Source organism: Hallerella succinigenes, from assembly GCF_002797675.1.
Taxonomy (GTDB): domain Bacteria; phylum Fibrobacterota; class Fibrobacteria; order Fibrobacterales; family Fibrobacteraceae; genus Hallerella; species Hallerella succinigenes.
In genome coordinates this window covers 2,460,333-2,486,830 of the sequence record NZ_PGEX01000001.1, presented here as the reverse complement: position 1 = coordinate 2,486,830, position 26,498 = coordinate 2,460,333, and the positions used below count along the sequence as shown (strand labels likewise).

Annotated in this window: 25 protein-coding genes and 1 tRNA gene; 11 read left to right on the top strand and 15 right to left on the bottom strand. The window is 50.7% G+C overall.

Annotation, left to right across the window (positions count from 1 at the left end; genetic code table 11):
- Positions 1–55: 55 nt before the first annotated feature.
- From BGX16_RS11395 to BGX16_RS11370, 6 genes are read right to left on the bottom strand one after another with little or no spacing between them, the layout of a single operon-like run.
- Positions 56–904 carry a tetratricopeptide repeat protein gene (locus BGX16_RS11395; protein ID WP_100426138.1) on the bottom strand — a complete coding sequence of 283 codons (849 nt, stop codon included), beginning with the start codon at positions 902–904 and terminating at the stop codon, positions 56–58.
- Positions 905–961: 57 nt separating this feature from the next.
- Positions 962–1,546: an OmpA family protein gene (locus tag BGX16_RS11390; RefSeq protein WP_100426137.1), complete on the bottom strand. Its 585-nt coding sequence runs from the start codon at positions 1,544–1,546 to the stop codon at positions 962–964.
- Positions 1,547–1,550: 4 nt separating this feature from the next.
- Complete coding sequence (locus BGX16_RS11385) at positions 1,551–2,840, bottom strand: translocation protein TolB (RefSeq protein WP_241899550.1); 1,290 nt, start codon at positions 2,838–2,840, stop codon at positions 1,551–1,553.
- Positions 2,841–2,897: 57 nt separating this feature from the next.
- Entirely contained in the window at positions 2,898–3,665 is a 768-nt protein-coding gene (locus tag BGX16_RS11380; protein WP_100426136.1) for an energy transducer TonB, read from the bottom strand.
- A 14-nt stretch (positions 3,666–3,679) separates the two neighbouring features.
- Positions 3,680–4,075 carry an ExbD/TolR family protein gene (locus tag BGX16_RS11375; protein ID WP_100426135.1) on the bottom strand — a complete coding sequence of 132 codons (396 nt, stop codon included), beginning with the start codon at positions 4,073–4,075 and terminating at the stop codon, positions 3,680–3,682.
- Positions 4,076–4,084: 9 nt separating this feature from the next.
- Entirely contained in the window at positions 4,085–4,774 is a 690-nt protein-coding gene (locus BGX16_RS11370; protein WP_100426134.1) for a MotA/TolQ/ExbB proton channel family protein, read from the bottom strand.
- 36 nt (positions 4,775–4,810) lie between these two features.
- On the opposite strand from BGX16_RS11370, the gene BGX16_RS11365 reads away from it, so the two are divergent.
- The 10 genes from BGX16_RS11365 to BGX16_RS11320 all read left to right on the top strand — a co-directional run bounded on the left by BGX16_RS11365 (position 4,811) and on the right by BGX16_RS11320 (position 13,000).
- Positions 4,811–5,398 carry a carbohydrate-binding family 9-like protein gene (locus BGX16_RS11365; RefSeq protein ID WP_277352385.1) on the top strand — a complete coding sequence of 196 codons (588 nt, stop codon included), beginning with the start codon at positions 4,811–4,813 and terminating at the stop codon, positions 5,396–5,398.
- A 14-nt stretch (positions 5,399–5,412) separates the two neighbouring features.
- A complete protein-coding gene (locus BGX16_RS11360; protein ID WP_100426132.1) occupies positions 5,413–7,299 on the top strand; it encodes a M23 family metallopeptidase in 1,887 nt (628 codons plus the stop codon).
- Positions 7,300–7,319: 20 nt separating this feature from the next.
- Positions 7,320–8,453 (top strand): ribonuclease D, encoded by a 1,134-nt coding sequence (locus BGX16_RS11355; RefSeq protein WP_100426131.1) that lies wholly within the window; start codon positions 7,320–7,322, stop codon positions 8,451–8,453.
- A 7-nt stretch (positions 8,454–8,460) separates the two neighbouring features.
- Positions 8,461–8,649 (top strand): twin-arginine translocase TatA/TatE family subunit, encoded by a 189-nt coding sequence (locus BGX16_RS11350; RefSeq protein WP_100426130.1) that lies wholly within the window; start codon positions 8,461–8,463, stop codon positions 8,647–8,649.
- A gap of 11 nt (positions 8,650–8,660) precedes the next feature.
- Positions 8,661–9,356 (top strand): twin-arginine translocase subunit TatC, encoded by a 696-nt coding sequence (gene tatC / locus BGX16_RS11345; protein ID WP_100426129.1) that lies wholly within the window; start codon positions 8,661–8,663, stop codon positions 9,354–9,356.
- Positions 9,353–10,057, top strand: a complete 705-nt coding sequence (locus BGX16_RS11340) for a 5-formyltetrahydrofolate cyclo-ligase (protein ID WP_100426128.1) — start codon at positions 9,353–9,355, stop codon at positions 10,055–10,057. Before tatC ends, BGX16_RS11340 begins: the two co-directional genes overlap by 4 nt.
- Positions 10,035–11,012, top strand: coding sequence for a TrmH family RNA methyltransferase (locus BGX16_RS11335; protein ID WP_100426127.1), 978 nt, complete (start codon positions 10,035–10,037; stop codon positions 11,010–11,012). Before BGX16_RS11340 ends, BGX16_RS11335 begins: the two co-directional genes overlap by 23 nt.
- Positions 11,013–11,020: 8 nt before the next feature.
- Positions 11,021–12,190: a class I SAM-dependent methyltransferase gene (locus tag BGX16_RS11330; RefSeq protein WP_100426126.1), complete on the top strand. Its 1,170-nt coding sequence runs from the start codon at positions 11,021–11,023 to the stop codon at positions 12,188–12,190.
- 28 nt (positions 12,191–12,218) lie between these two features.
- Positions 12,219–12,887, top strand: coding sequence for a uracil-DNA glycosylase (gene ung, locus BGX16_RS11325; protein ID WP_100426125.1), 669 nt, complete (start codon positions 12,219–12,221; stop codon positions 12,885–12,887).
- Positions 12,888–12,927: 40 nt separating this feature from the next.
- A tRNA-Ala gene (locus BGX16_RS11320) sits at positions 12,928–13,000 on the top strand.
- 163 nt (positions 13,001–13,163) lie between these two features.
- On the opposite strand, the gene BGX16_RS11315 is transcribed toward BGX16_RS11320, so the two are convergent.
- Entirely contained in the window at positions 13,164–13,604 is a 441-nt protein-coding gene (locus tag BGX16_RS11315) for a hypothetical protein (protein WP_100426124.1), read from the bottom strand.
- Between the two features lie 108 nt (positions 13,605–13,712).
- On the opposite strand from BGX16_RS11315, the gene mltG reads away from it, so the two are divergent.
- A complete protein-coding gene (gene mltG, locus BGX16_RS11310; RefSeq protein WP_100426123.1) occupies positions 13,713–14,717 on the top strand; it encodes an endolytic transglycosylase MltG in 1,005 nt (334 codons plus the stop codon).
- Positions 14,718–14,720: 3 nt separating this feature from the next.
- On the opposite strand, the gene BGX16_RS11305 is transcribed toward mltG, so the two are convergent.
- From BGX16_RS11305 to BGX16_RS11270, 8 genes are read right to left on the bottom strand one after another with little or no spacing between them, the layout of a single operon-like run.
- Complete coding sequence (locus tag BGX16_RS11305; RefSeq protein WP_100426122.1) at positions 14,721–16,967, bottom strand: patatin-like phospholipase family protein; 2,247 nt, start codon at positions 16,965–16,967, stop codon at positions 14,721–14,723.
- Positions 16,968–16,988: 21 nt separating this feature from the next.
- Positions 16,989–17,996, bottom strand: a complete 1,008-nt coding sequence (locus tag BGX16_RS11300) for an ATPase, T2SS/T4P/T4SS family (RefSeq protein WP_100426121.1) — start codon at positions 17,994–17,996, stop codon at positions 16,989–16,991.
- A gap of 13 nt (positions 17,997–18,009) precedes the next feature.
- Positions 18,010–19,656: an ATPase, T2SS/T4P/T4SS family gene (locus BGX16_RS11295; RefSeq protein WP_157798007.1), complete on the bottom strand. Its 1,647-nt coding sequence runs from the start codon at positions 19,654–19,656 to the stop codon at positions 18,010–18,012.
- Positions 19,653–20,456 (bottom strand): ABC transporter permease, encoded by an 804-nt coding sequence (locus BGX16_RS11290; RefSeq protein WP_100426852.1) that lies wholly within the window; start codon positions 20,454–20,456, stop codon positions 19,653–19,655. Before BGX16_RS11290 ends, BGX16_RS11295 begins: the two co-directional genes overlap by 4 nt.
- Positions 20,443–21,309: an ABC transporter ATP-binding protein gene (locus BGX16_RS11285; protein WP_241899549.1), complete on the bottom strand. Its 867-nt coding sequence runs from the start codon at positions 21,307–21,309 to the stop codon at positions 20,443–20,445. Before BGX16_RS11285 ends, BGX16_RS11290 begins: the two co-directional genes overlap by 14 nt.
- 44 nt (positions 21,310–21,353) lie before the next feature.
- Positions 21,354–21,590 carry a hypothetical protein gene (locus tag BGX16_RS11280; protein WP_100426118.1) on the bottom strand — a complete coding sequence of 79 codons (237 nt, stop codon included), beginning with the start codon at positions 21,588–21,590 and terminating at the stop codon, positions 21,354–21,356.
- A 59-nt stretch (positions 21,591–21,649) separates the two neighbouring features.
- Positions 21,650–22,408 carry a phosphoglycerol geranylgeranyltransferase gene (locus tag BGX16_RS11275; protein WP_100426117.1) on the bottom strand — a complete coding sequence of 253 codons (759 nt, stop codon included), beginning with the start codon at positions 22,406–22,408 and terminating at the stop codon, positions 21,650–21,652.
- A gap of 28 nt (positions 22,409–22,436) precedes the next feature.
- Positions 22,437–26,483: a hypothetical protein gene (locus BGX16_RS11270; RefSeq protein ID WP_157798006.1), complete on the bottom strand. Its 4,047-nt coding sequence runs from the start codon at positions 26,481–26,483 to the stop codon at positions 22,437–22,439.
- Positions 26,484–26,498 lie beyond the last annotated feature (15 nt).

Sequence of the window (26,498 nt, the reverse complement as noted above, 5' to 3'; positions counted from 1 at the left end):
ACAAAAAAAGGCTCTACTTCGCAGTAAAGCCTTTTTTCAACGTCTCTGATAACTGTTACTTCTGCGTCGAATCCACAGGAGCAGGTTCCGTTGCCGTTTCGCTGTTCAGAATCGTTTCGAGAATTTCCGCAGCTTGCAAGAATTCATTCGAATCGGAGCAGCTCTTCGTACCGAGAATCGTCTGCAGATACTGTTTCTGTGTTTTCAAATCCCCTTCCGAGGCGGCGATATTCGAAAGTTTCAAGAGCGAAGCGCAGGTCTTCGGAGCGTCCGGGAAAGCCTTGACGACGCGTCCAAAGACAACCTTTGCCTTATCCATCTGATTTGCATCCGCAAGGCAGACGCCCATCCAATAAAGAGCATCACTTGCGATTTGACCCTTCTTGGATTCTTCATAGATCTGCTTGAATTCCGAATAAGCGAGCTTGACTTCACCCTTGTGATAGTCTGCACGAGCCGTATTGAACAGCGAATCAAGAGTCTGCATCTTTTCTGCAGAAATCGCATCGCTGTCTGCCGGAGCCACAGCCGTTTGACCATTCACCACCACTTTTTTCGAAAGGATTTTGTCGGATTTGCCGAGAAGCAAGTCCAAACGGTAGAGCAACTCTTCGTGGTGGCTGTCGTTACGATCACTGATTTCTGCAATCTTGGAAGAGAGCATGGAAAGTTCCACTTTCATCCGTTTTTGCACCAAAGCGAGCGAGTCGATTACCTGTTCTAAGGAATCAATACGCGCCTTGGATGCTTCCGTCGAAGCTTTCACTTCCTCTTTTACTTCTTGCACATCTTTCTTCACATCATCGCCGACCGCTTTCATCTCCTTTGTACGGAGAAGTGTCACGCTTGAGCAAGACGTGAGTGCAAAAGCACAAATCAAAGATCCGAGAATCAAACGTTTCATGAAGACCTCAAAATCAAAAGGTTCTCCCAGCGACGAGAGCTGGGAATCTAAAGTCGCTTACTTCTTGATGTTGACCTTGAAATTCGCACGGCGGTTCTGGGCATAAGCTTCTTCGCTTTCGCCAGCAGCCTTCGGCTTTTCCTTGCCGTAGCTCACCGTTTCCATACGTTCATTGCCCACACCGTAAGCGGAGAGGAATTCCTTCACCTTCATCGCGCGCTTGCTGCCGAGAGTCATGTTGTAATCTTCGGTACCACGAGCATCCGTATGGCCTTCCACGACAATCACAAAGCGCGGTTCCTTCAACAGGATGTCGCCGACCTGGGTCAAGATTTCCTTCGCCTTTTCGGTGAGTTCGGACTTGTCAAAGTCAAAGTAAACATCGTCCGACATGAGTTCGTTAATGAGCTTTTCTACGCGAGCGCGTTCCGCTTCCAAGCGTTCTGATTCAAGGCGTTCCGCTTCCAAGCGAGCCTTTTCCAAGGAATCCGCCTTCGCCTGAACGGCGGCAGCGGTATCTTCAGCGGAAACAGCCGCCGGTTCTTCCTTCACCACCGGATTTACAGGTGGCTTATTCTTGGAGCATGCGACAATAGCAAATGCCGTAGCTGCAGAAATAGTCAGCAAAAGAATCTTTTTCATTGTTCTACCATCCTTCATTTTGAATTGAAATTTGTTTCTGACGTTCCGGCGAATACCAGGACCACGTCGGTGCGGTATTGTCGCCGCTGTTCGTAATGCGCGTGACATTTGTGCCGTCCTTGCGCATGATATAAATCTGATGCGAGCCCGAGCGATCGCTGGAGAAGGCAATCAGCATGCCGTCCGGAGACCAGGTCGGATGTTCGTTGTTGCCCGCATTGCTCGTGAGCTGCACAATGTCCGAACCGTCGATGGCGCAGGTGTAGATATTCATCTTTCCGCCGTCCATCGAAGTGTAGACGATACGATCCCCCTGCGGAGACCAGGAAGCGCGTTCATTATAATTGCCCATGAAAGTCACACGGCGCGCATCACTACCGTCCCTGCCCATGACAAAGATTTGCGGACTGCCGCCACGGTCACTCGTATAAAGGATTTCCGTTCCAAACGGGCTCCAAGAAGGGCTCACCTGCGAAGCGCGTCCGTACATCACCTTATGATTGGCACCGGTCTTCGGATCGCCCAAATAAACCGTGGTCGTATTGCCGTGAATGGCCGCAAACAAAACTTCACCTGTTTTCGGATTGACCGCCGGACTAAAGGTCTGCGACTTATCCGGGAACAGGCGACGTTCCTTGCTCGTATAAAGTTCCCGTTCAAAAAGCTGAGCTTTTCCATTGCGGAAGCTCACGTAGATAATCGAATTGTTGTCCTTCGTCCAGGTTGGCATCATGCTGATTGTCGTATCATGAGTCAACTGACGACGGTTATAACCATCGTAGTCTGCGACCACAATCTGCTTCACGCCATCGACTTTAGAAACCCAGGCGAGCTCCGTCGAAGCGATGCCGAATTCACCCCAGAGCTGTTTCACGACCTTGTCCACAAAATCATGGAGAGCTGCGCGCACATCCTTCTGCGCCACCTTGTAAGCTTCCCCGAGGATCAAATCCTTGGTCTGTGTCGCATACAGATAGCAAGAAAGCTTCACCTTGGAACCTTCCGCCTTTTGCAGTTTTCCCGTCACATAGAACTTTGCACCGGCGCGAACAAAAGTCACCATTTTGAAAGTCGGGCTTTCCACGACCGAAAAACGGCCCGAAAGTTCAAAGTCCCGTTTTAAAACTTGATCCGGTTTCGAGGAAATCGCTTCAAAATCCGCTTCTTGATCAAATGGTACAAGACCTATCGGCATCGTATTCGACACCGCGATTCCAACATCGACAGAAATCGTATCGACCAAAGCAAAAGAGCTTGTACAGGCGACAAAAAGAGCAAAAGCAAAAAGTTTCAATTTTGATAGCATCATTTCAATAATACAAAGTTTTTAATCCCCCAGCCGTGTGCCAGCTCAATTCGGCGTAAAGTTGAAGTTGAGCGACAGCGCAGGTGCACGATAGTTCGGCGGAAGTTCCGGGAGTTTGGAAATCTTGATGGCTCGCACCGAAAGATTATCCCATGTCTTATTTCCCGAAGATCGTCTTAACGAAATATCCGTGATGTTGCCAAAGCGGTCCACCGTAAACTGTACCGAAGTCTTCGTACTCTTTGTCACATTCAAACCTGAAGGCGGATTGAAGTGCTGCATAATGATTTGCTTTAAGCGTTCCAGGTACACCTGCATCAGCGGGTCCATATCCACGTAGCCGACAGGATTCAAACCGGATTCTTCAGCGATTTCGTCGGGAAGATCCATGTCCTCGGGCAAATCCATCGTTTCTTCTACCGGTTCTTCCTGCGGTTCTTCCGGTTCGGGCTGCGGTTCTGGTTCCGGCTTCGGTTCTTCCTTTGCGATTTTCGGTTCGGGCGGAAGTTCTTTTTTCACTTCCGGCTTCGGCTTAGGCTGTTCCTTTTTTACTTCTTTCGGTGGCTCGGGCTTCGGCGGTTGCTTTTTAGGGCGAGCCTTGGGAGGGGCTACCTTCTGCGGTTGCTGGAGTTGCACCAATTCAAAAATTTTGACCGGTTCCGGTTCCCTTTCAAAATTCAACTTGTTCAAAACGACGATGCCAATCACTATCATCAAATGAAAGCACAAAGAAATCGCGACAATCTTCGGGAGCTTGCCGTTCCATCCACTCTGAAAGAATGGAGTATTCTCTTTTTGCTTCTTTGCTGCCATGACCTATACGCGTTTTACTTTTCGTCCGGGAGAGTCAAGAATCCGAGTTTGGTGACTCCCGCATTCTGCACGAGCGACACGACCTTCATCACATGGCCGTAATCCACCGATGCGTCGGCATTGATAACGACCGGCATGTTTCCATCCCACAGCGATTTGAAAATGCTGTTGAAATCCTTCAACTTCACCTTCATATCGGCGACGTAGATATCACTCTGCTTATTGATGGAAACCTTCAACATCTTTTCCTGTTCCATCGTCGGGGCTTCCGCCTTCGGAAGTTCCACCTTGATCCCCTGACTCATCAACGGAGCGGAAATGAGGAACACGATGAGAATCGCGAACACGACGTCGATCATGTTCGTGAGATTCATCTCTTGGTTAATCGGTTTACCGCGACTGCGCTTCACAAGAACTCCTTAGCCTGCGACTTCTTCAAGAGCGAGAAGGTCACCGCGTTTGAAGAGACTGAGCATGCGGCTGCCAAAGTTGTAATAAGCGATTTCATTTTCACCCGTACGGGAGACAAAATAGTTGTAAGAGCCCGAAGCCGGAATAGCGACCACAAGGCCCGCCACCGTCGTGATCAAAGCCATTGCAATACCCGGAGCGACGACTGCCAAATCCGCAGAGCCGTGCTGACCGATTTCAAAGAAAGCCGTCATAATGCCCCAAACCGTACCGAGAAGGCCGAAGAACGGGGCGAGGTTTGCACACATACCGAGGAAGTTCACATGACGGTTTTCATTCAAGCGGATACCTTCAATCGAGCGCTGGATCGTATCTTCCAAAAGGGATGCTCGGTGCTGAATGGAATCGTAACTCACAAAATTACTGAACTTGGACGCTTCAATCAGGACTTCTTCCGTCAAGCTCTTCAGCGCACTAGCTCCGCTGTTATCGCAAAGATCCTTCAAGTCCACAAAACGTTCGATTTTTTCAAACTGGCGGTAGAAGACTGCGTTCGCATGCTGGTTCTTCTTAAAGAAAATCATTTTGACAATGATGATTCCCCAACACATAAGCGACATCACGGCCAAAACACAAAGAATAACCATCGTTGCGACATCGGAGTCGCGCACCATCTGAATGACAGGCAAATCGAGCATGGAACCTCCCTAAAAAGTCCAAAAACAATCTAGCAAATTTGCTTTGACAAAAATGTTGTTAGATTTCAAAATATGAAACTTATTCCGAACGGCCGTTGGGATAACGGCGATGAAAATACGCTTCCCCAAGTGATTGTCCACATTTTGAAGGACCACCATTTTTTGCACGTGCGCTTCCAAGTGACAGAGCCCGACGAATGCTACGCCGCAACAGTTGACCATGACGGTGGGCACGCCTGGGAAGACAGTTGCGTGGAAATTTTCGTGAAAGCCCTCGATTCCGCGAACGAATACATCAACTTTGAATTCACAAGCAAAGGTTTTTGCTACGCGGCAAGAGGTTTGAACCGCGAGCACCGCAAGGAATTTTTGCAAACCCAGTATTCGCAGATTCTGCGTTCCAAAACCGAACCGGTTTTTGAAAACGGCAAGGTGACCTGGGAACTTCGCGTTTCCATTCCGGGATTCTTGATAGGCTGCCGCAATCTTTCGATCGCAGAAATCTACGGAAATATTTACAAGTGCGGCGACAAGACGCGCCGTCCGCATCACTTGGTGCATTTCCCGGTAAATACCGAAAAGCCGGACTTTCACCAACCGCGTTTTTTCAAAAAACTGATCTAAGAAAAAAGGATAGGATGATGAAAAAATGGAAGGGGATTTTTCTCGGGACTCTTGCGATTTCTGCAGGGGTCCTTTTTGCCGCAGACTCAATTTATGTTCCCTTTGGAAAACTAGGCTATTTGAGCAGTTCTTTTGGCGAAAACCGCGGAACACGTTACCATGCGGGCATTGACTATTCGACAGAAATGAAGGAAGGCTTCCCTTCCATCGCACCGGAAGACGGTAAAATTGTACAGGTCAAGGTTTCGCCTTACGCCTATGGCAAGGTCGTCTATTTTGAAGACAAGCTCGGCCGCACATGGGTCTTTGCCCATCAAAGCGGGTTTTCCAAGCACTTGGATTCTTTAATCCGCTATACGCAGAAAAAAACGAAAAAGAACGACGTTTCTTTGGTGAATCCGAAAATTCCCGCCTTCCACAAAGGCGATACCATTTCGTACACGGGAAGTTCAGGCATCGGAAATCCCCATTTGCACCTGGAACTGCGCTTCGGGGAACACCTTGTAAACGCTTGCCATCACAACGTGCTTTGCGGTGACACACTGGATCCGCTGATTCTCGGAGCAGCCGTTTTCCAAGGGGAAGACGTAGCGCTGACCGGCGAAGAAGATTTGAAAAACGGTTGCATTGAAGTTCCCGACATTCGCAACCGCGAAGACTCCCTCCGCTTTACCTTTAAAATTGCGGATTACAGTCGCGAACCTTTAGACAACCCGATGTCCGTGCGCCGCGTGACGCTCAAAAAAGGCAACGAAACCATCGGAGAAATCATCAAGGACACCCTGCATTTCTCCTCGATGCTTCAGATCCGCGAGGAACTTCTCTGGGCAGAAGAAGCGGACACCGCAGGCGACTGGCATTACATCCCGAATCCGTACAAATTAAATCCCGGCGATACGCTGACCTTTGAAACCGAAGACATGAACTATCGCATTTCCAAACGCAAACTCATTCTTGCCGAAAAATGCAACGGTCCAAAGCCTAGGATGCGCGGAAACTTCCAAAATCCGGAAATGTTCTCGTTCCTCAGCCGAACCTGGATCGGTTTGGATCTTTGCAAATCCGATTCTTTGAAGACGAACTTCCGCTTTTTCGGAAAGGGAATGCCGGTCCTTGACAGCGAAGGAAAAGAGCTGAATCCCTGCGAAGCCTTCCCTATAGAACCCCAACCTTTGGGAAAAATTCTTGCGCTCTACCCCAACTTAGACGAAATCCGTTTGGAACAGAATGGAAAAGCGGATACGATCCGCGTTACAGAAATTCCGGCAGATGCCAAGGATTTTTCTTGGGAAACAACCTTCAGCAGTAAAAAGATCTCTCAATCCGTGACAAAGCTTGCCGATGTGCCGTGGACAAGAACCTTTGCCGTCCGCAAGTTTGCAAATGACAGTGTTCCCGCTTACGAATTTCATCCGAAGGGACTGCACTTTTGGGGAGCTTGGACGGTTTCATTCGATGCAAAGCTCGCCAACGCTCCGCTGTATTACCTCGGCGAAACAACGCGCCTTTGGTTTTACTTTAGCAAGCAAAAGAAGACGAAGCAAACGCGTTTCACGAGCATGAATGAACTCCGCGACATCGGCTTTATCGAAGACAGGACCGCGCCGGAACTCGGCGATGTCCGTTTGGATTCCGCTGTTATCGCGGGAAAGATGTCTCCGGTTCTTCGCATTCCGGTCATCGAAAAAGAATCCGGCATCGAAAACGGAAACGCTATCAAGGCTTCGGCAAAAGGTATGCCTTATATTTATGCGGAATACGATTCCGAGCCGAAGGAACTTGTCTTTATCCTGAGCGATTTGCCGCCTGCCGGTCAAAAATTCCAGGTCCGGATTCGCGATGAAGCGGGCAACGCCAAAACCTTCCAAATCAAAGTGCCTTCCGCATCGAAAGCGGAATAAGTATTTATATTACAATTCATATGGTAAACGATCCGTACATTCTCGTAGCAGACCAAGAGTCTCTCGATAAGCTTATCGAGGACTTGTCTCTCTACGAAATCGCAGCGGTCGACACGGAAGCCGATTCGATGTACCATTATACGGTACGTCTCTGCTTAATACAGATTACCATCGGTGAGCATCATTACATTGTCGATCCGTTTGCTCCGATTGACATTACCCCGATCTTTAAAACACGCGCCATGAACAGTTTGATTCTGCACGGCGCCGATTACGACTTGCGCATGCTCTGGCATCATTACCGGTTCTCTCCCAAGCACGTTTTCGATACGATGATCGCCGCAAAATTCCTCGGCGAAGAAGGTCTGGGTTACGCAAGTCTTGTCCGCAAATATTTTGGCATCGATCTTCCCAAGGACAATCAGAAGTCCGACTGGACAACACGTCCGTTACCGCCTGACATGTGCGAATACGCGATTCACGATACCTTCTATTTGCATGAACTCTGTGCAAAGCTTGGCGAACAGCTCAAAGCCCAAGGAAAATTCACCTGGATGATCGAGACCTGCAACGAACTGATTGAAAAAGCGCGTCAAAAAAAGGAAGAAGATCCGGAACGTTGGCGCATTTCGGGTTCGTTCCGTTTGCAATCCAAGTCTTTGAACATCCTGAAGCACATTTGGGAATGGCGCGAAAAGGAAGCCGAAAAGCTGGACCGTCCGCCGTATAAGGTTTTTGGCAACGAACTGATGCTCGCCATAGTCCGATCCGCTACCTATTCCTTCCCGGAACTTCGAGAAGATTACCTGCCAAAACTCCCCCGAAACTTTTTTGGGGAACGTCGCACCGACTTTTTGACGATGCTGCAAAACGCCATGCAGGTTCCCGAATCCGAATGGCCCGAAGAAAATCAGAAGGTTCCTCCTCCGCTGATCAGTCCGGACGGCGAGCTCATCGACACTTTGAAGGAATGGCGAAACGAACGCGCCGCAGAGCTCCATTTGGACGGGGCTATGCTCGCTAATCGGGCGCAGTTGATCGCCCTAGCCTCCCCTATCGGTTTGACCTGGGATGACCGTTATGACGCGGCGCATTTCTTGAACTGGCAGCGCACCATTTGGAATGGCATTTTGCACAACAAATTAATCCATTGAGGTTCTCATGAACATTGGAATTCCAGAACTTTTGTTGTTGGTTTTCTTGGCAATTCTCCTTTTAGGAGCCCGCCGCATTCCGGAACTCGGAGCCTCTTTGGGCAAGGCACTTCGCGAATTCCGCAAGGCGAAAAAAGATATCGAAGACGAAAAGTCTTCGGAAGACTCCAAGAATGATTCCAACAGTAACGCTTAAGGCTTTTGCCGATGGAGCTCTCTGAGCATTTTCAGGAACTCCGTTCGAGACTTTTGACCTGTCTCGCTTGCTTTGCTGTTGTCGCAGGTATCGCCTTTTACCAATTTCCTTTCTTTTGGCGATTTGTAGAGCTTCCGTTATTCGGTACAAACCTGGTGACGCTGGTGAACCTTTCTCCCGCGGAAGGCGTTTCGGTGAACCTGCTCGTCGCCTGTATGATCGCGGCTCTTGCGACATCGCCGATTTTTCTTTACCACATTTACGCCTTTTGCGCCCCAGCCGTTCCGACTGAGCGGAAAAAGACTTTTCTGTTTTCGGTTTTCACGGCGAGCCTCCTCTTTTTTGCAGGCGCCGCCTTTGCCTATTTTTTTGCAATTCCATTTCTTTTTTCCTTTCTCGCCGGCTATTCGAATTCCGCAATGCAGATGTGGTCACAGACTTCTTATGTCTCGTTTCTGTTCCGGTTTGAAGTGCTGTTCGCGCTGATTTTCCAGATGCCCGTAGCGGCGGCATTCCTCGGCAGAACGGGCATCGCGGGCAAGGATTTTCTACTGAAGCATTTTCGCTTGGTGATTTTTCTTTCTGCGCTGTTTTCTGCGATTGTAACGCCACCCGATCTGATGTCACTTTTTTGGGTTGCGATTCCGATGATTATTTTATACGGGATCAGTCTAATCACTTACCGGATGGCCTGGAGAGCGCGATGAACGCAGAAATCGGATTTTCGGAATTCGGGCTTTTATTCTTGCTCGCACTGCTCCTGTTTAAGCCCAAGGATTTGGGAAAAGCCGTTGCGACTTTCAAATATTGGAAGGGTCGCCTTTACCGCTTGAAGTTTGACCTGGAGGATGAGCTCTTGGAAACGCAAAAAAATCCGTCCCGCAAAGAAAAAGAAAGCGCCTGGATCGTTCAAGCGATTCGCCGTTTTGAGCCTTACAAAGCCGCCGCCAAAGTCGCCGCCTTTTATCCTCTCCCGGATGAGCCTGACATTCGCCCGATCCTTCAGGAACTCGCCAAGGAAGGCCGCTTGCTGCTTCCGATTACATACGACGGCGGTCTCATGGACTTTGTCGAAATTCACGATTTGGAAAAGGACCTTGTCGAAGGACGCTTTCACGTTCACGAGCCTAAAAAAGAACTGCCGATTTACCGCGGCGAAATTCCGTTCGTGCTGACCCCAGGCGTTCAATTTTCTTGGGACGGAGGTCGCCACGGTCACGGCAAAGGCTATTACGACCGTTTTCTCGAAAAGAATCCGCAGGCAATCAAATGTGGCGTCGCATTTAGCACTCAAGTATCCGAAAAGCCTTTAACCCTCAAGCCACATGACGTTCCAATGAACTATATTGTAGCCCCGAAAAACGATCCGGAAAAGGAGAACCCCCATGTGGAAGAAGCAACCGTTTAACGCAGGCCGCGAAAACAACGAAGAAGAACCGTCTTTCTCGGAAAGGCCGGCCTTTTCGCAGAGACGTTCTCCGCGCTACAACCGCGATCGTGACTTGAGCCGTGGAGACCGCGATTTTCGCCGTGACCGCGCACCGCGCCGTTTTCTAGGCGAAGATGCCCGTCCGCGTCCAAACCAGGTGAACGTTGCCTTGGGCGATGCCGAAAGCGCTCCGCAGACAGCTGTCGGCGGCATCCGCGAAGTCACTGAACTTTTGACGAATTCCCCGATGAAGGTACACCGCGTACTCTTCCGTCACAATTCCGGAAATCCGAAGCTTTACAACTTGCAGAAGATGGCGAAGAAGAATCGCATTCACGTGCAGCAGGTGGAAGCCCGCATTCTGGATTCCTATGCCGTTCCAAATCAGGGCGTTGTCGCCCTCTGCAACGAAAAGGAACTTCTCAAGTGGGAGGAGGTCAAGTCCGAATTCTTCGACGCCAAGGAAAAAGGCGAACGCAAGCTCGTCGTCGTCGCAACAAACATCGAAGACCCGAGAAACCTCGGCGCATGCATCCGTTCTTCCCTCGGACTCGGCGCCGACATTTTCTTGATGCCGTCGAAGGGAATGTGCGGCCTGACTCCGACTGTCACCCGAGCTTCTACCGGCGCTGTGGACAAGCTCCGCATCTGCCGTCCGGACAATCTCGAAGCGACCATCGGCGAACTCAAGCAGGCCGGTTACCAGGTTCTTGGACTGGATGCGGCCACAGAAATTTCTCTCGTCGATTACAAGTTCGGCGACCAGATCGTTCTCGCCGTGGGCGGTGAAGACGTCGGCCTTCCGCCGTTTATCGGCAAGCAGTGCACCGACATTCTTCGCATTCCAATGAATCCGGAAGCCCAGTCTTATAACGCATCCGTGGCTCTGTCTCTTGGCCTTTACGAAATCGCGCGCACACGCATGCCGAAATAACCGCCGCCATGCAGAGCATTCCTTGGGAAAACGCTGAATTTGCGCGCTTTGTGAACGAAGCTGTCCAAAAGAAGACGGATGTTCTAAAACTCGCCGAAAAAATCTCGAAAGGCCCGTTCGCCGACTTGCGCGGACCGATTCTCGACTACATTGCGCTCGTTCCCAAGTACCGTAAAAAGTTTGGAACAGATGCGCTCCTCGCCTGCGATAAGCTTGCCCTGGAGCAGTCCACCGCCGCCGACATCGGAATTTTTAAAGCACGCCTTTTTGAAAAGGCGACTTCGATCGACGATCTTTGCTGCGGTATGGGCGGCGACAGCTTTTTTTTGAACAAAGGGATTCCGGTCCGCGGCGTAGACCTTTCAGAAGAACGCGTCGCCATGTATCGCTTTAACACCAAAGCTTTAGGCGCTCCCCGTGAAGCGATCCTCGCCGATATCCGCACCCTTGAAAAGCGGAGCGATTACTTTACCGTCGATCCCGCCCGGCGTGCCAAGGAAGGCGATAACCAGCGAAACTTTTCAGAGCTCACCCCGACCTTTGCCGAAGTCCTTGAACTTTCTAGGCTCTACAAGGGCGGTATGGCAAAGCTTCCCCCGGGATACCCGACAGAAGAATTTCCCGCAGACGCCGAAATCATTTATTTAGGCGCGAAAAACGATTGCCGCGAATGCCTTGTTCTCTTTGGCGCCCTCGCCGAAAACCCGGGCAAGACCCGCGCCATAGCCATTGACAACCAAGGAAGCGCTCACAGTTGGATTTCTGAAAGCGCCTCATCGACAGCCAAAGAACTTCCCCTCGGAGAACTCAGCGCCTATATCTCAGAACCGATTCCTGTTCTTGTCCGCAGCCATCTCTTTGCCGAAGCCGCCTTAAAATCCGCACCGGATGCGCATCTGATTTCTGCAGGCATCGCCTATGCGGCAAGCGATTGCCCACTCGATAGCGAAGCATTCCACAACTTCCGCGTCCTCGGCAGCGCCCCGATTTCAACCGGCAAAGTCAAAAAGCTTTTGAAGGAATTCGACGTCGGCAAGCTCACCCTTAAAAAACGTGGCGTAGAGATTGTCCCAGAAGCCGAAATCAAGCGTCTCGCCCCCAAGGGGGGACGCGAAGCGATTCTCTTTTATACGCGCGTTGCAGGCGAAAAGACAGCGATTCTAGCCGAAGCTCTTTAACGCGTCCGCAATTTCTTATTTTTAAAACATGGTGAAGTTAGATCCGACATGGCTGGAAATGCTCAAAGACCAATTTGAGCAGCCGTACTTTTTGCACTTGAAAGAAGTCCTTACAGAAGAAAAAAAGAAGTACACCGTGTACCCGCCGGGACCGCAGATTTTTGCAGCCCTCGACGAATGCCCGGTGGACAAGGTCAAAGCGGTCATCATCGGCCAGGATCCTTACCACAATCCGGGGCAGGCAAACGGGCTCTGCTTTTCCGTAGCCGACGGCGTCCAGCCGCCACCGTCCCTTGTGAACATTTTCAAGGAACTCCACGACGACGTGGGCATCCCCTTTCCACAGAGCGGTAACCTCGAAAACTGGGCACACCAGGGTGTTCTTCTGTTGAACGCAAGCCTGACCGTCCGCGCGCACCAGGCTGCCTCCCACTCTCAGATCGGCTGGCAACAGTTTACCGATACGATTATCCAGCGCCTTTCCGAACGCAAGGAAAACCTGGTCTTTTTGCTGTGGGGAAGCTTTGCCATTCGCAAAAAAATGCTCGTCGCCAAGAACCGCGGCCATCTGATTTTGGAAGCCCCGCACCCGAGCCCGCTTTCTGCTTATAGGGGCTTCTTTGGTTGTAAACACTTTAGCCTGGCAAACGCTTTTTTGAAGAGCAAGGGAATTGCGGAAATTGATTGGACACCTTGACAAGGGATTTTTCTTAAGATATATTTAGCCCGCAATCTATGGGGATATAGCTCAGTTGGTAGAGCGATAGGTTCGCAATCTATAGGTCAGGGGTTCGACTCCCCTTATCTCCACGAAAAGGTCCGCAACTCTGCGGGCCTTTTTCTTTTGCGTTCCAATATCTCAAAACGACAGCCGTCAAAGCCTGTTCCATCCGCTTCAGCAAAACATCTTGGTCATTGAAAACAAAAACGCTCCCGCAGAATTGCGAGAGCACCTTTGTAACAGATAAACGAATTAGTTTTCGTTGTTCTGCATTTCCATCGTTTCACGGTCCATCGTGTGCTGAAGGTATTCCTTAAAGTCACGATCGATGTTCACACCGTCAAATTCAGCAGCGTCTGCATCCAACACGAACACGGCGCTCGGGTTATCCAACCAACCAACAACGTCGACGCCTTCAAGAGATAAAGACTTATCGCCTTCAGCCTTAGCGACATATTCCACAGCGCTCTTGCCAACCCAGCCTTGACCACAGGCACCCTTCACGAGAACGGCATCGCCGTCATCCTTCACAATGCGAAGTTCATCCGTGAAAGCAGCGGTACAAACCACATCGGAACCACCCTTGGTCTTAGTCAGGTCAATATCACCGCGCTTGGACTTCACCGTCTTCGGAGCAGCCATAGCAGCAACAACCATCACAGCAAGAAGGCAGAACAAAATCTTTTTAGTCATTTCACATCCTCGATAAATAGGGGATACCCTTTTCCTAAATCTTTATCCCAAATATATCCTTTATTTTTGCAAAATGGCAAGGATTTTTTCTTTTTATATTCGGTTCATATGAAAAAATTTTTTTTCGCACTCCTCATATTGGCTTTCCTCGCCGCAGGATCGCTTTATTTTGCCAAACAGCGTATTTTCGCCCCTTCTGAAACCGAAAATTGGACCACTTTCCAGGTGGAAAACGGCTCCTCTGCGGTCAAAATTGGCAAAATTTTAGAAGCAAACGGCCTGATTTCAAACGGCAAACTGTTTTCCTGGTGGTGCAGACTCGAAAAAATCCAGTTGAAAGCAGGCTGGTACGATATTCCGCCCAAGACCAGCATCGCAAGTCTTGCCGAAATTCTTTCCTCGGGAAAGACCGCCACGCGTAAAGTCACGATTCCGGAAGGCCGAGCCTCTTGGGAAATGCCCGCCTACTTCCGAGAAGCCATCCCGGACTTTGATTCTACCCAATGGGAAAACCTCGTCCACGATGCGGAGTTCGCCAAGGAACTCGGGATAAACGCCCACAGCTTGGAAGGCTATCTGCTCCCGGATACATACCCAATAGAATACGGCGCAACCGAAAAGGACATCGCCCGGCAGATGGTAAGAGCCAACCTGAAGCTCAAGTCCGAGATGGAAGCTTTGAACAGCCCCCTCTGGAACGAGCTCGGCGGATGGCACCAGGTACTGACCCTTGCAAGCGTTGTCGAAGAAGAAACGGGCAAGACCGACGAACGCGCAATGATTGCAGGCGTTTTTGTGAATCGCTTGCGCCAAGGAATTTCGCTCGGAGCGGACCCGACTGTCCGCTTTATCTACCGCAACCTGACAGGCCCGATCTACCGAAGCCAGTTGCAAAGCGATAGCCCTTACAACACAAGACGCTTCCGCGGGCTGATGCCGGGCCCGATCTCTAATCCAGGACGCAAGGCAATCGAAGCGACTCTCCACCCAGCAAACACGGATGCGCTTTTCTTTGTCGCCAAAGACGACGGTTCGGGAACGCATTTCTTTGCAAGGACGCTTTCACAGCACAACAAGTTCAAGTCGACAGCCGCTCGGAACCGCGGCGAATAAGCCTTACCAATTCGCTCCGACCTGGAAGAAGTAGTGATACTGCTTCACATGGGTGAAGTCGCTAAAATCTTTTAAGGAAACTAGACGGCTCATACCGACGCGTACGTCCACGCTGCGGTATGCAACCCGGAGCATCGATTCCAAGAGAAGCCTGTCAGCATCGAGTTCCACGGTCGGATTTTCTTCAAAGTCGCGCATATACGCGCCAAAAATCCAGGCGCCAAAGATTCCATTGTGCAAGCCCGCATTTGCACGGATCGCTCCGTAATGATGCGAGCTTTGTTCTGCATAATTCCAGGCTTCACTCCAAGGGGAAAGTGCCGCGTGCAAGCGAAACCAGTTGCTGATTGCAGGATCCGTCACCTCTGGAAAGACTTCCAGATCTTCGGGATATTCATAACCGTAGCCCGATTTCCGACGCACATTTACAGCCCCCGACGCTCCGATCCCAAGAGCTAGAAAATCCGTTGGAGCAAAAGCCTTTTGCGCATCGAGCGTCGACGAAAAATACAGCGGAGCGCTTCCCGAGCCATCGGAGGTAAGGTTCACCGACCGCAGCCCTAAGTTTCCCTGCAAGCGGTAACCGCGACTGCCAAACCATTCTTCAAAGCCTCCCCGACTGCGAACAAGAGAAACCTGCGGAATCCAGGAATTCACATGTAACGTTCCGAAATCTTCCGAAAGAGACGTTTTAAATTCCGATTCTCCAAGGAGAACGCTCACGACGATGTCCAATGCAGAATCCTTGTAATCCAAGGCTAAAGTCAAATCGTTTTCGCGGACTTCCAGAATGCGAAGTTCCTCGTCGAAATCCGAAAAATATCCTTTGAGCGGTTCCCGCTTGGAAATATTTCCTTGGACGGAAACGCTTCCACGACCGCCGAACATACCGTGAATTCCAAGAATCGGACGGACCGCGTAAGAATATTCCCCCACATAGCCGTCCACGGTAAACGCATATTCAAACTGATTCACATAGCGAAAATCCATGCCCGCATAAGCAAGAGGCCCAAAAAGATTGGACCCGAAACCGCCCACTCGGAATTCTAGAATCGGAGTCGTCTTTGCCGAGACTTTGGCGATGCCCACGGAGTCCATATTAATTTGTACAGAATCATAGAAAGGCGATTCAGAAATCCGCTTCAAGAACTTGGCCGGTGCCTGAAGACCTGTATCCGCTTCGTTCCAATACGCAGATACATGCGAATAGGAAGCGGACGGCAAACTTTCAAAAGACGGTTCAATGGTAAAGCGCGGAAGAATGGAATCTTGTGGAGGCGGGCGATCCTTGGCAAATTTGGCAATCGGAGCAAGCTCCCCCATTTTCTTTTCAACATCCGAGTAACCCAACTGCATCAAGGCAAGCGGCGAATCTTCCGAAACGACATGCGGACGGATGACGACCAAATGCCGAGAGGAATCTTCTTTTTGCAGGCGCACCTGTTCAAGAGCGTTTTCAAAGCCGGCAATTGTCATCACACCGTCGTGAGAAAGGCTCTTTCGCAGCGGATACGCGCTCACGTAAAGGGCAAAAGCGGAATCCTGTGGCACAAAAGTCGGGCAGTTTTCCCCCGAAGTTTCGCGGAACGGAAGCGAAGCCAAGGCCGTTGACGAAACAAGAGTTCCCTCTTTGCAGGCGAGTGCGGTAAACGGTACCACACTGGAATCCGCTCGCGTTAAAGCCTCTTGAATTTGAAAGCGAAAAAGGGCCCGGCTATAAGCGGCGGAATCCGGATCCAGATCTTTTGCACGAAAATGCGCATAACCATCAGAATCCCCAAAGAACGCATAACGGAAGGCAAGCGACGGTGTTCCCGATTTGGAAATCGGAAGATTCACCAAAGGCTTTTCCGCTGCATTTTTAGAAAGAAGCTGAGAAACAAAAAGCGAGTCTGTGATCAATCTTTGGATGTTGTCCAGTTCAAAGCCTTGACTCCAAAGGGCTCCGATGAATGCGCCCCAAGAGGTTCCTACGACAGAATCCACCGGAATGCGGTAATCACGCACCGCATACAAGACGCCGAGCGAATACCATGGAGAATATGCTCCCCCGCCGAGATAAAGGACCGTTTTTTGTGGAACGGGTTGTTCATTTGAAACAGACCGTTCGTTTGAAACGAGCTGTTCATGTGAAACGAGCTGTTCATTTGAAACGGCAGAATCTTGCGTTGAAACGACTGTTTCGCCTTGTGCAAAAATCAATGCACTTGCAAAAAGGATTGCGGCACATCCGCTTTGGAAAATGCTCATGAGCCGTTCTCCTTTTACCGACTACAGAAAGTGCGATTCATCGACCGCGTAAAGGCGAGCCGCATCCTTCGTAATGCGGTTATCCTTCACCAGTGCGAGCAAGGAATCGTCGAGCGGGAGCATTCCTTCCGAAATAGCGGAACGCATCGCCTGAGGAACCTTGTAATATTCGCCTGCGTGAATGAGCGGTGCAATGTTCGTGTCGTTGTAAAGCACTTCCCACGCCGAAACAAGAGATGTCTGGTCTGCAGAAAGGATAAGCCTTTGCGTGACAATCGCCTTCAAGTTTGCGGCGAGAAGCGTCTGGGCGAGCTTTTTATTTTCCGCGGTTTCTGCGGAAAGCAGATACGTCAAAACGTCCTTGACACTGCCTGCATTGACCGTGGCGACGACCAGCGCGCCCGATTCTGCGGCTTTGAGCATGGGGACGCAGGATTCCGCTTGCAGATCTCCGAGCCAGAAAAGGTCGGTTCCAGAAAGAACGTTCTGGGCGATTTCATCGACAAGCGATACATGTGCGCGGTTCTTTTTGACAAGGCTCTGACCGGTCTGCATTTTGTATTCCGGCAGAGGATCGAGGAAGCTCGCGCGGAGAACCTTCTTTGTGCAAAGTTCCGAAACATAAGCCGAAGCCGTCGTCGTCTTACCGCACGCCATCGGACCTGCAAACAGAACAATTCCCGAACAGGCGCCAAGCAGGCTCGTCACCGAATCCGGAACCTCTAGCGAAGCGAGCATCGGAGCGTCCAAGCCAATCGGATGCAATGTCGCCATCTTACCGAAAGCTTCACGTGAATAGCGCACGCGCCATTCGATATTTTCCCACGGGCCACCGCGAAAAGCGCCGCTTTCTCCGTCTAGCGGACCTAAAAAGTTTTCCAAATCGCCGAACTCTAATTTGGGAGCATCCGGAATCATGCGCACCTGTCCTGCAATACGCACAGCAGGCACAAGTCCTTCCGCCAAAATCAAATCCGAAGCGCCAATCTGCAACGCATAATTCAAAAACGTATCCAGAGAATTCGCCATGCTCACATCTCCTTTACTTCTTAGGACGGTATGCCGCAAAACGGCGACGGTTCAAAGAACGCTGCCAGGCGTCTTCCCCGCGAATATAACCGGATTCCACCAGGTTCTGCAAGGAATCATCCAAGCTGAGTCCCAAATTCTTGGCAGCCGCAATCGCAGACGGAAGCTGAATCAGTTCCCTGCGACGGATCAAATTCGCAATCGAAAAAGTCACCTTCAACGCTTCTACAGCGAGCACCTGATCCTGATTATCGATCACCGGAATCAAGTGTTGAACAATGACTCCCTTCAGTTCATCGGAAAGAGCTGCGGCGAGCTCATCTTCACGATCCGCAGCCGCACTGAGCAAGCGAGAAAGCAAACCGTAAACATCATTGCCGGCAGCCACAGCAAACACGAGCGCGCCTGCCGAAGAGGCCTGCAAAGCAGCCCAAAGTTCATCGACCGTTTCGAGATGGTCAAAAAGAATCACGCCCGCCCCAGCCTGCACAGCATCGTGCAAAGCCGAAACACCGGATTTTGCATGCAAGCCGACTTCCTTCTGCACCGTCATGCCATTCCCATTTGAAAGCAAACGTTCCACCGGCTTTTCTATGGATTCCAAAAGGACAAAGCGCTTTTGAGAAAGAGCTTCGCCAAAGGCGCCAATCGTCGTCGAACGCCCACTTCCCGAAGGGCCTGCAATCAACACAAGGCCGTGCGGCAAATCCAAAAAATCGGCACAGAACGGCGGCAGGTAAAGCTTATCGAGCGGGATTGATTCCGCCGAAATCACACGGATGGCAAGCGAAGGAATCGTATCGTTCCACGTGACCGTCAAACGGTTACGGCCTGCACCGGCAAGAGCAAAGGACTTGCTAAAATCCACCCCGACAACCGGTTCGTATCCATCCGCAAAGCCCAGCTTGGCTTCGGAAAGCAGTTTCGAAAGTTGCGAAGCATCAAACGGATTCTCGTTCACGTAATGGACCGAGCCGCAGACTCGCATCGCGATCGGAGCGGTTGCCGAAAGATAAACGTCCGTCGCTTTATAATTTCTGGCAAACGCCAAGATTTCGGCGAGAGAATTTTCATTCGTTAGCTGACTCGGAACAGCAATCGACCCTTCCCCGCTTTCGATTTCAAAGCGGTCCGGCAAAGCCTCTTCCACAGGCTTGTCGTCTGCCATCAGTTCTTCTTCTGCAGAGGCGATGGCGACCGGGGCAATGCGCGTCTGTTCCAAGCCTTCGACCTTTTCAATCTGAACGCTTGTCGCAGTGGATTCCCCATACGGATTATTGCCTTCCAAAGCCAGAGGCTTTTCTGCATCCGTCTTCGGAGCTTCTGCAACTGGAGCGGGTTTCGACGTTGGAGCAGGTTTCTGCGCGGGCTTCGGAGCGGCCGCCTTCGGGCGTTCAAATGCAGAAGATGCAGGATTTGCCTGTTCCTGTTTTGTCTGTGCAGCCTTGGCTTCTTCCGCCGCCTTCAGCTTGACTTCCAAATCCTGGACATACTGCGAAACCGCAGCATAGGTCTGCTGATCGAGAATCCCAGCTTCGAGCAAGAGTTCGCCGAGGTCGTGCGACGCATCGATTTTACCCCAATACTCTTGAATCTGCCGTTCCGAAACCAAATTGTTCGAGAACAGGACCTTGGCCATGATTTGGTTTTTTGTCATCATACGAAATCCCTACGGCTAAACCACCAGCTGGCAATCGCAAGGAACACTCCGATATAGCCCAGAGCATACAAGCTATTCCAGAAGATGTAATGAGTCGGAAGCGCAACGTTATGCACCACATAGGCAGAAATATCAAAACGGTAAAGACCCGGGAACACCGCGTGAATCAAGCTCGCCACCTTTTCCAAAACCACACCCTGACCGCCTTCGATTTCACCCACGCGGCGCACAAAGTTCACCTGTTCCATGAGTTCATTGGAAAGACGTCCAGCCATGTAAATGCCGATTGTGAAAAGAGCTGAAAGCACCGGACTCGAAAAGGTCGAGAAGAGAAGCGCCACGGCAACGACAATCGCCATTTCCCAGAAAATCAAATACACCGCGTTCAAAAGGGAAAGCGTCGGATTCGAACCGGTCAGTGCAAGGATCACGTAATAGACCACGGTCAGCAAGGCAAGGTGTACCGCAATCACTCCCAAAAGGCCAAGATACTTGCCGACGATAAACACCGCACGGCTAATCGGCTTCGAAAGCAAGGTCAAAACGGTTCGTCCCTGGATTTCCTTCTGTACAAGGCTAATGCCCACAAAGACGGAAATCAAAAGGCCCGAAATCGACATGATGCTGAGAGTCGTAGACTTGATCACATGCGCACGGTCAAAGACAGACCATTCGCCGAGCAAGATGCTAAAAAAGGCAAGCGCAATCGCCAAGAACACGATGTTATAGAGCACCTTGTTTCGAACGGATTCGCGGAAGGTGTTCAACGCGATAATTCCAATATTCTTAATGTTCTGCACGAGCAATCTCCTCGGTCAAAACGTCTTCCAGGCTCGGACGCTGATGTTCCATGCGTTCAATCGGAAGTCCAGACTTGAGACAAAAATCAATGAAGCGGTCGCGGGCTTCTGCATTCTTGCAGACCCATTCGCGCGGAGTCGTTCCCTGCGGTTTCACATCTTGCGGAAGATCCGCATCTGGAATGTCAGCAGCCACGTGAACGTGATATTCCGCAGAAGTATTCAACGTAATGTCATCCACTGTACCTTCGCGAACGATCTTACCGCCCACGACCATCGCCACACGATGACTGATCGTTTCCACATCCGAAAGCAAGTGGCTTGAATAGAATACGGTCACGCCTTCCTTGTTCAAGGAAAGGATCGCTTCACGGACATCCTTACGACCCACCGGGTCAAGTCCGCTCATCGGTTCATCGAGAATCAGGAGTTCCGGCTTAGAAAGAATCGCCTGGGCAATGCCTACGCGCTGCATCATCCCTTTCGAATAGGTGCGCAGCCTGCGGTCGATCCAATCCTTGTCCGCATTCAAAAGCGAAAGCGCCCACGTGATGCGGTCTTCGAGAGGCTTACCATCAAGGCCGCACAAGCGTCCGTAAAAACGCATCAGTTCGCGACCGGTGAGGTAATCGTAAAAGTACGGCTGTTCAGGGGAATATCCTAAGTGCTTGCGACTTTCGACCTTCGAAGGTTCAAAGCCTGCGACGAGAATCTTTCCCGAATCCTTACGGAGAAGCCCTGTGAGCAGTTTGATCGTCGTCGATTTTCCGGCGCCGTTCGGGCCGATAAAACCGTAGATGACACCCTTCGGCACATGGAAGGTCACATCGGTAAGCGCCTTTTTGGGACGCATGAAAAATCCCGAGTGATACGTCTTTTGGAGATTCTCCACTTCAATCATAATTCGTCCTCATTCCCCTTCGCCATCTTCTTCAACGTCTTTCGGTTGAATACGTAATAAAGCACTGCGCCAATCAAATAACAGAGCAGTCCCGCATAGAAGAAATAATTGAGCGAAGAGATCGGAAAACCCGGGAAGATGCGATTCAGCAAAGGATGTCCAAAGAAATACATCAAAACCAAAACGACACCGAGTAAACGTAGCCCATACGTCAAAACAATTTTCTTATCCATAAAAAATCTCCGAGGGGAAGTTCCTTCGGAGAAAAAATACTCTTTTAACAGAAAAAATGTTAACCCTTTACGTGGATTGACGCCGCGAATTCCTGAAGCAGAACCGGGTCCTTCACCTTTTCCCAAAGGGTGCCCGTCACAATGATCTGCGCTCCCGCAGCAACGCGAGCATGAGCGGTTTCCGGTTCACGGATGCCACCGCCTGTAATAATCTTCATCTGCGTCGCTTTTCGCGTGTAGGCGATATGTTCCACCGGCACCGGCAATTCTGCGCCAGAACCCGCCTCTAAATACACGTAGCGCATGCCCATGAGTTCCGCCGCAATCGAATGCACCATCGAAAGCTTTGGTTTATCCGCCGGAATCGGAGAAGTATTGCTGATGTATTCCACCGCAGTCGGTTTTCCGCTATTGATTAGCTCGTAAGCGGTCGGAATCGCTTCCATGCCAAGAGAACGGATGAGGACGCCACCGCGCACCTGTTCATCGATCAGGTAATTCGGATTCCGTCCAGAAACAAGCGTAATGAAAAGGACGGCATCAAAGCCCGGCACAACCTGAGAAGCGCCTCCCGGGAAAAGTACCACCGGAAGCGAAACTTCTTTCTTGAGAGCCGCCACCTGGTCCGGCAACTTGAAATTTCCCATGAACGAGCCGCCCACAAGCAAAAGGTCTGCGCCGTTTTCCGCAGCCATGGAGCCCGCTTTCAAGAGAGCTGTATCGTCCGAAGTATCCGGGTCGAGCAACACGGCGAACAAAGCGCCGCGTTTTTCGATTGCCGCATTCAAGGCTGATTCCGTTTTTCCAATTTGAAGCATGTCCGAAATATAGGAAAGAGGGGAATTTTTATTTCTTCTTTTTCCGACGAACGCCCCACTTGTCACGCATTTCTTCCTGAATTTTCTTTTGTTTGTAGCGGACAACGAGCTTGAACTGGACAATATAGACCCCTGCGCCGACCAAACGACCGGTGTGATCCTTATAATTCCAGTTGACAAACACCTTCTTATCCGTCGTCAAGCAGTTCTGATTCGTTCCGAATGCAGGGCTGTTACACGGAATGTTGAACGTTGTGTCCGTCACATACTGACCCTGATTGTCGAAGTAGCTTACGCTGAAGTTCACAAACACGTCAGCCGGATCGATACTGTCGAGGACCGAAGAGTCGTAATTGCCGTCTGCATCGATCTTTGCGCCGTCAATCAGCTGCGGAACAAAGCGTTCGCCGAGGGAAATCAAATGTCCTAGCGTCCCTTCGTCACGCAAATCGGAAGTACGCGTCTGATTCGAAACGTACGAGATCGACACCGAATTCAGCGTGTTCTCCACATACTTTTCCGGATCGAAGAAGCCCATGTTCACCGATTCCACGATCTTGCCGAGCAAGCCTCCGATGACGACCGGCGAAGCATTTTCCACCGATTCGTTACCGTAGATATCCGAGATCTTCGACTTTTCGCCAGCGACGATCATCAAAGAGTCTCCCGGCACAATGCCATCCGTGGATTCGCGAAGGACCAAGCGAACGCTCTTGCCATCCGAAGCCCAAAGAATCGTCACCGGATTCAGGTCAATCGTATCCTTGCCATGGATGTAAGCAAAGAAGTCCTTACCCGTCAGAGAAGAATAGTCCACCTCTTCCGAGAAGGTCACCGTCAACGTATCGCGCTTCGACTCTTCGCCGTAATGGAGAGTGGCCGATGCAATGACAGGCGCCATTTTGTCTTCGATCGAAATCGTCTGGGAATTCACAAAGGAATTGCCGAAAATGTCATAGTACGTGTAAAGCGTTGCAGCCGGAATTTCCGAGCTAATGCTCGTAAGGTTCGAAGCCACGTTCACATTGCTCTTCACAATCCAGCCGACACTCTTGCCGTCCGCGCTCAAGATCAAATCTCTCGGCTGAGCCTGGAGTTCAATCAAAAGCCCACGAGAGCTGTACCACGGGAACGAGAAGTAGAAGCTTTCGAGATCTTCCGCGGTCACCTTCGAAGAGAACTGGACCGAGATCGAATCGAGAGCGCCGTCTCCATCCGTATCGTAGTACTGCACCGAAGTAGCTGCTGGATAACGATTCGTCACCGTCACCGGAACCTGACGGTCGTATTCCGCTGTTGCAATAAACGAAAGATTGTGGAAAGTCGCCGCCGGAGCCAGAGTCACATAGTCTGTGCTACCGTTCAGTCCAAGCGAATCTCCCACGAGAATGATCATGTTCTTCGTCGGCAGGTAAACGCTGACTTCGTCGAGATCAAAGCCCAAGCCGTTCAACCAGACGATCATCTCCGGATTGTTCAAATCCGCCGGAATGATGTCGATGTTGAATTCGACGAAAAGCGAGTCTCGGCCATTCTGGTTGCGGATTGCATAAGCCTGCTTGATCACGTGAGAGCCGAGCTGCAAAAGTTCAGAATCACGGCGGTAATTGGAACCCGTTTCGCTCGTATAGGTTACAATGACCCGCGCATCTTCCGGGAACTTTTCCGATTCCAGAGAAAGGCCTTCAGCGCTTGCGTAGATTCTCGATCCCGAAACCGTAATCGCACTGCTGACTTCAAGGGTGTCCCCATCCACGACGATTGCAAGCCCCGTGACCGACATGCCATCAGGAATCGTATCTGCAAGAATCACTTCGAGCGAATCCAAGAAACCGTCATCGTCCGAATCCTGGATATATGCGGTTTCCGCCTTCGGAATCGGATCGTAGAAGTTAATGCCGTCAAAGATGATCAAGTGACCGTCTTTATCCGTAAAGTAGATGCTGCCGACAGAAACGACCGTATCTGCCGTCACCCAAATCATAATGTCCGAATCGGAGACCGAGACTGCGATATTCGCATTCGGATTGCTCGGATTCGTCGGATCCACAAAGAGTAGGCCATCCGAGCCGGACACGAAAATCGAATCCGCATCTTCGAAATATTCCTTGATCTTGCCTGCATCAAGCGTAATCTGGATAACGTCACCCACGTTCACATTTTCACGGCCCGTTGCCGAAGTCGTATCGGAACCGTAGCTCGGAAGCAGAGTCGAAGAGGCCGTCGAATCCGTCACATAGGTATTGCCGTTGATGACGACCGTATTCAATCCCGAAGAAGAATCCGAAGAAGTCGGAATGAGCTTCGAGCCTTCCGTCACCAAGGTATCGCCCTTATCGCGCTTATCGTTGGTCGGATAGACGTCGGAACCGTCCTGCGTTTCCGTATTTTCATCATCAAAGCCCTCATAGAAAGTCGAATCGTTCACCCAAGGCGGAACCCAATCGTCCCCAGTGCCCGAGGCACTCGAACTCGAACTGCCCGGCACATCGTCATCGCCCGTGCCAGTGCCACTGCTCGAAGACTTTGGATCGTCGCCCGTGCCAGTGCCACTGCTCGAAGACTTTGGATCGTCGCCCGTGCCAGTACCGCTGCTCGATGAATTCGGATCGTCGCCCGTGCCAGTGCCGCTGCTCGATGAATTCGGATTGTCGCCCGTGCCAGTACCGCTGCTCGATGAATTCGGATCGTCGCCTGTGCCAGTGCCGCTGCTCGATGAATACGATGTACCACTTGAACTGGAATGCGTATTAGAGCCGCCCGAAGAACTGCTAGAATTTTCCTTCGAACTCGAAGAAACCGCAGAGCTCGAAGACTCGTGATAAACCGGCGCACTCGAAGAGGAGTGAGAATTCGAAGAAAGAATCGTTCCGCCGCTCGTATTTGCGGAAGTACGGTTTGAACCTGCACCTGCAATCGGAGCAAGATCATCCAAGTAGTTGTCGATCCACTGCACGTGAATCAAAATGTTGTTATTGATCAGTTTATTCGGATTGGACGTGTAGTCGAGAAAAATCAAATGACCCGAGTTGGAAGCCACAAAGATATGTCCCTTGTGGTCTGCCGTGCCCTGGTCCAAAAGCCAACGGATTTCATTCGAACCGCGAATTGCATAACCGCTCGTTTCAGCGCTGTTCGTCGAATAGCTACCCGTCATCAAACTATCGGGGAACACATATTTACGCAGGTCCACATCCGCAATGACTTTTTTCGTCGTCGGATCGATCTGCACAATATGGGAGTCGCCGAACAAAAGAATCGTATTCGAATATTCGTCAAAGCTTGCACCATGAGCACCCTTCAACGAGTCGATCAAAGTCTTGGTTTTTAATCCTGTAATGTACTTAGCCGGGCATGGATTCGCATTGATAGCGCAAACCGTATCCACGATCATACCGAACTGAGCGTTATTAGAAGAATACTTGGAAATGGTACCGAGGTTACTCGAACGCGTATAGAACGCCTGACCGGTCTGATCCCACAGGATCGTCGTGATATTCGAAATATCCCCAGAAACCTTCACCTGGCGAATCTTTTCCAAACGACCGTTTGTCGCCGAATCAATTGCATACGTCACCAGGTTACCCGGAATACCCGCAGACCAAAGGACGGAATTATCCGGATTCACCATCAAGTGATAAGTCGAAGCACCGACGCCCGATTTGACCGTCTTTGTCACGCAAACGGATGTAAGCGTATCCGAAGCATCCATGTCCACTTTATAGACCGCATTGTTGCCCTGACCCGCCACAAGCAAGTCTCCATCCGGATGGTGTACAATCCCGTCGGCACCCGGAGTGCGGCAAAGGAGCTTCTTGTTCGAAAGCTTCAAGTAGCCGTTACCATCATAGTAATAGTCGAGCGACTTTGCACTCAGCTGTGCGCTGTAACGGGTGTAATAAACCGTTTCCGTTGTACTTGCCGACGGATACAGGTCACCCACCTGCTGAATCCAAATACCCGTTGCCGGATTATATGGAGTATTGACAGTCACGGAATCCGAACTGTCGGCAAATGCGATCGCCGTTGCGACTAAAAGCCACCCTAAGGCAATGAATTTTTTCCCGATCAACATAAACAATTCCTCCTA

What these genes read in the sequence shown, in the direction of transcription:
- BGX16_RS11285 (WP_241899549.1), bottom strand. Translation starts at nt 21,309, where the DNA reads ATGCGTCCCAAAAAGGCGCTTACCGATGTGACCTTCCATGTGCCGAAG.
- BGX16_RS11380 (WP_100426136.1), bottom strand. Translation starts at nt 3,665, where the DNA reads ATGGCAGCAAAGAAGCAAAAAGAGAATACTCCATTCTTTCAGAGTGGA.
- BGX16_RS11280 (WP_100426118.1), bottom strand. Translation starts at nt 21,590, where the DNA reads ATGGATAAGAAAATTGTTTTGACGTATGGGCTACGTTTACTCGGTGTC.
- tatC (WP_100426129.1), top strand. Translation starts at nt 8,661, where the DNA reads ATGGAGCTCTCTGAGCATTTTCAGGAACTCCGTTCGAGACTTTTGACC.
- BGX16_RS11370 (WP_100426134.1), bottom strand. Translation starts at nt 4,774, where the DNA reads ATGCTCGATTTGCCTGTCATTCAGATGGTGCGCGACTCCGATGTCGCA.
- BGX16_RS11330 (WP_100426126.1), top strand. Translation starts at nt 11,021, where the DNA reads ATGCAGAGCATTCCTTGGGAAAACGCTGAATTTGCGCGCTTTGTGAAC.
- BGX16_RS11350 (WP_100426130.1), top strand. Translation starts at nt 8,461, where the DNA reads ATGAACATTGGAATTCCAGAACTTTTGTTGTTGGTTTTCTTGGCAATT.
- BGX16_RS11335 (WP_100426127.1), top strand. Translation starts at nt 10,035, where the DNA reads ATGTGGAAGAAGCAACCGTTTAACGCAGGCCGCGAAAACAACGAAGAA.
- mltG (WP_100426123.1), top strand. Translation starts at nt 13,713, where the DNA reads ATGAAAAAATTTTTTTTCGCACTCCTCATATTGGCTTTCCTCGCCGCA.
- BGX16_RS11275 (WP_100426117.1), bottom strand. Translation starts at nt 22,408, where the DNA reads ATGCTTCAAATTGGAAAAACGGAATCAGCCTTGAATGCGGCAATCGAA.
- BGX16_RS11355 (WP_100426131.1), top strand. Translation starts at nt 7,320, where the DNA reads ATGGTAAACGATCCGTACATTCTCGTAGCAGACCAAGAGTCTCTCGAT.
- BGX16_RS11390 (WP_100426137.1), bottom strand. Translation starts at nt 1,546, where the DNA reads ATGAAAAAGATTCTTTTGCTGACTATTTCTGCAGCTACGGCATTTGCT.
- BGX16_RS11395 (WP_100426138.1), bottom strand. Translation starts at nt 904, where the DNA reads ATGAAACGTTTGATTCTCGGATCTTTGATTTGTGCTTTTGCACTCACG.
- BGX16_RS11360 (WP_100426132.1), top strand. Translation starts at nt 5,413, where the DNA reads ATGATGAAAAAATGGAAGGGGATTTTTCTCGGGACTCTTGCGATTTCT.
- BGX16_RS11270 (WP_157798006.1), bottom strand. Translation starts at nt 26,483, where the DNA reads ATGTTGATCGGGAAAAAATTCATTGCCTTAGGGTGGCTTTTAGTCGCA.
- ung (WP_100426125.1), top strand. Translation starts at nt 12,219, where the DNA reads ATGGTGAAGTTAGATCCGACATGGCTGGAAATGCTCAAAGACCAATTT.
- BGX16_RS11295 (WP_157798007.1), bottom strand. Translation starts at nt 19,656, where the DNA reads ATGATGACAAAAAACCAAATCATGGCCAAGGTCCTGTTCTCGAACAAT.
- BGX16_RS11300 (WP_100426121.1), bottom strand. Translation starts at nt 17,996, where the DNA reads ATGGCGAATTCTCTGGATACGTTTTTGAATTATGCGTTGCAGATTGGC.
- BGX16_RS11305 (WP_100426122.1), bottom strand. Translation starts at nt 16,967, where the DNA reads ATGAGCATTTTCCAAAGCGGATGTGCCGCAATCCTTTTTGCAAGTGCA.
- BGX16_RS11340 (WP_100426128.1), top strand. Translation starts at nt 9,353, where the DNA reads ATGAACGCAGAAATCGGATTTTCGGAATTCGGGCTTTTATTCTTGCTC.
- BGX16_RS11315 (WP_100426124.1), bottom strand. Translation starts at nt 13,604, where the DNA reads ATGACTAAAAAGATTTTGTTCTGCCTTCTTGCTGTGATGGTTGTTGCT.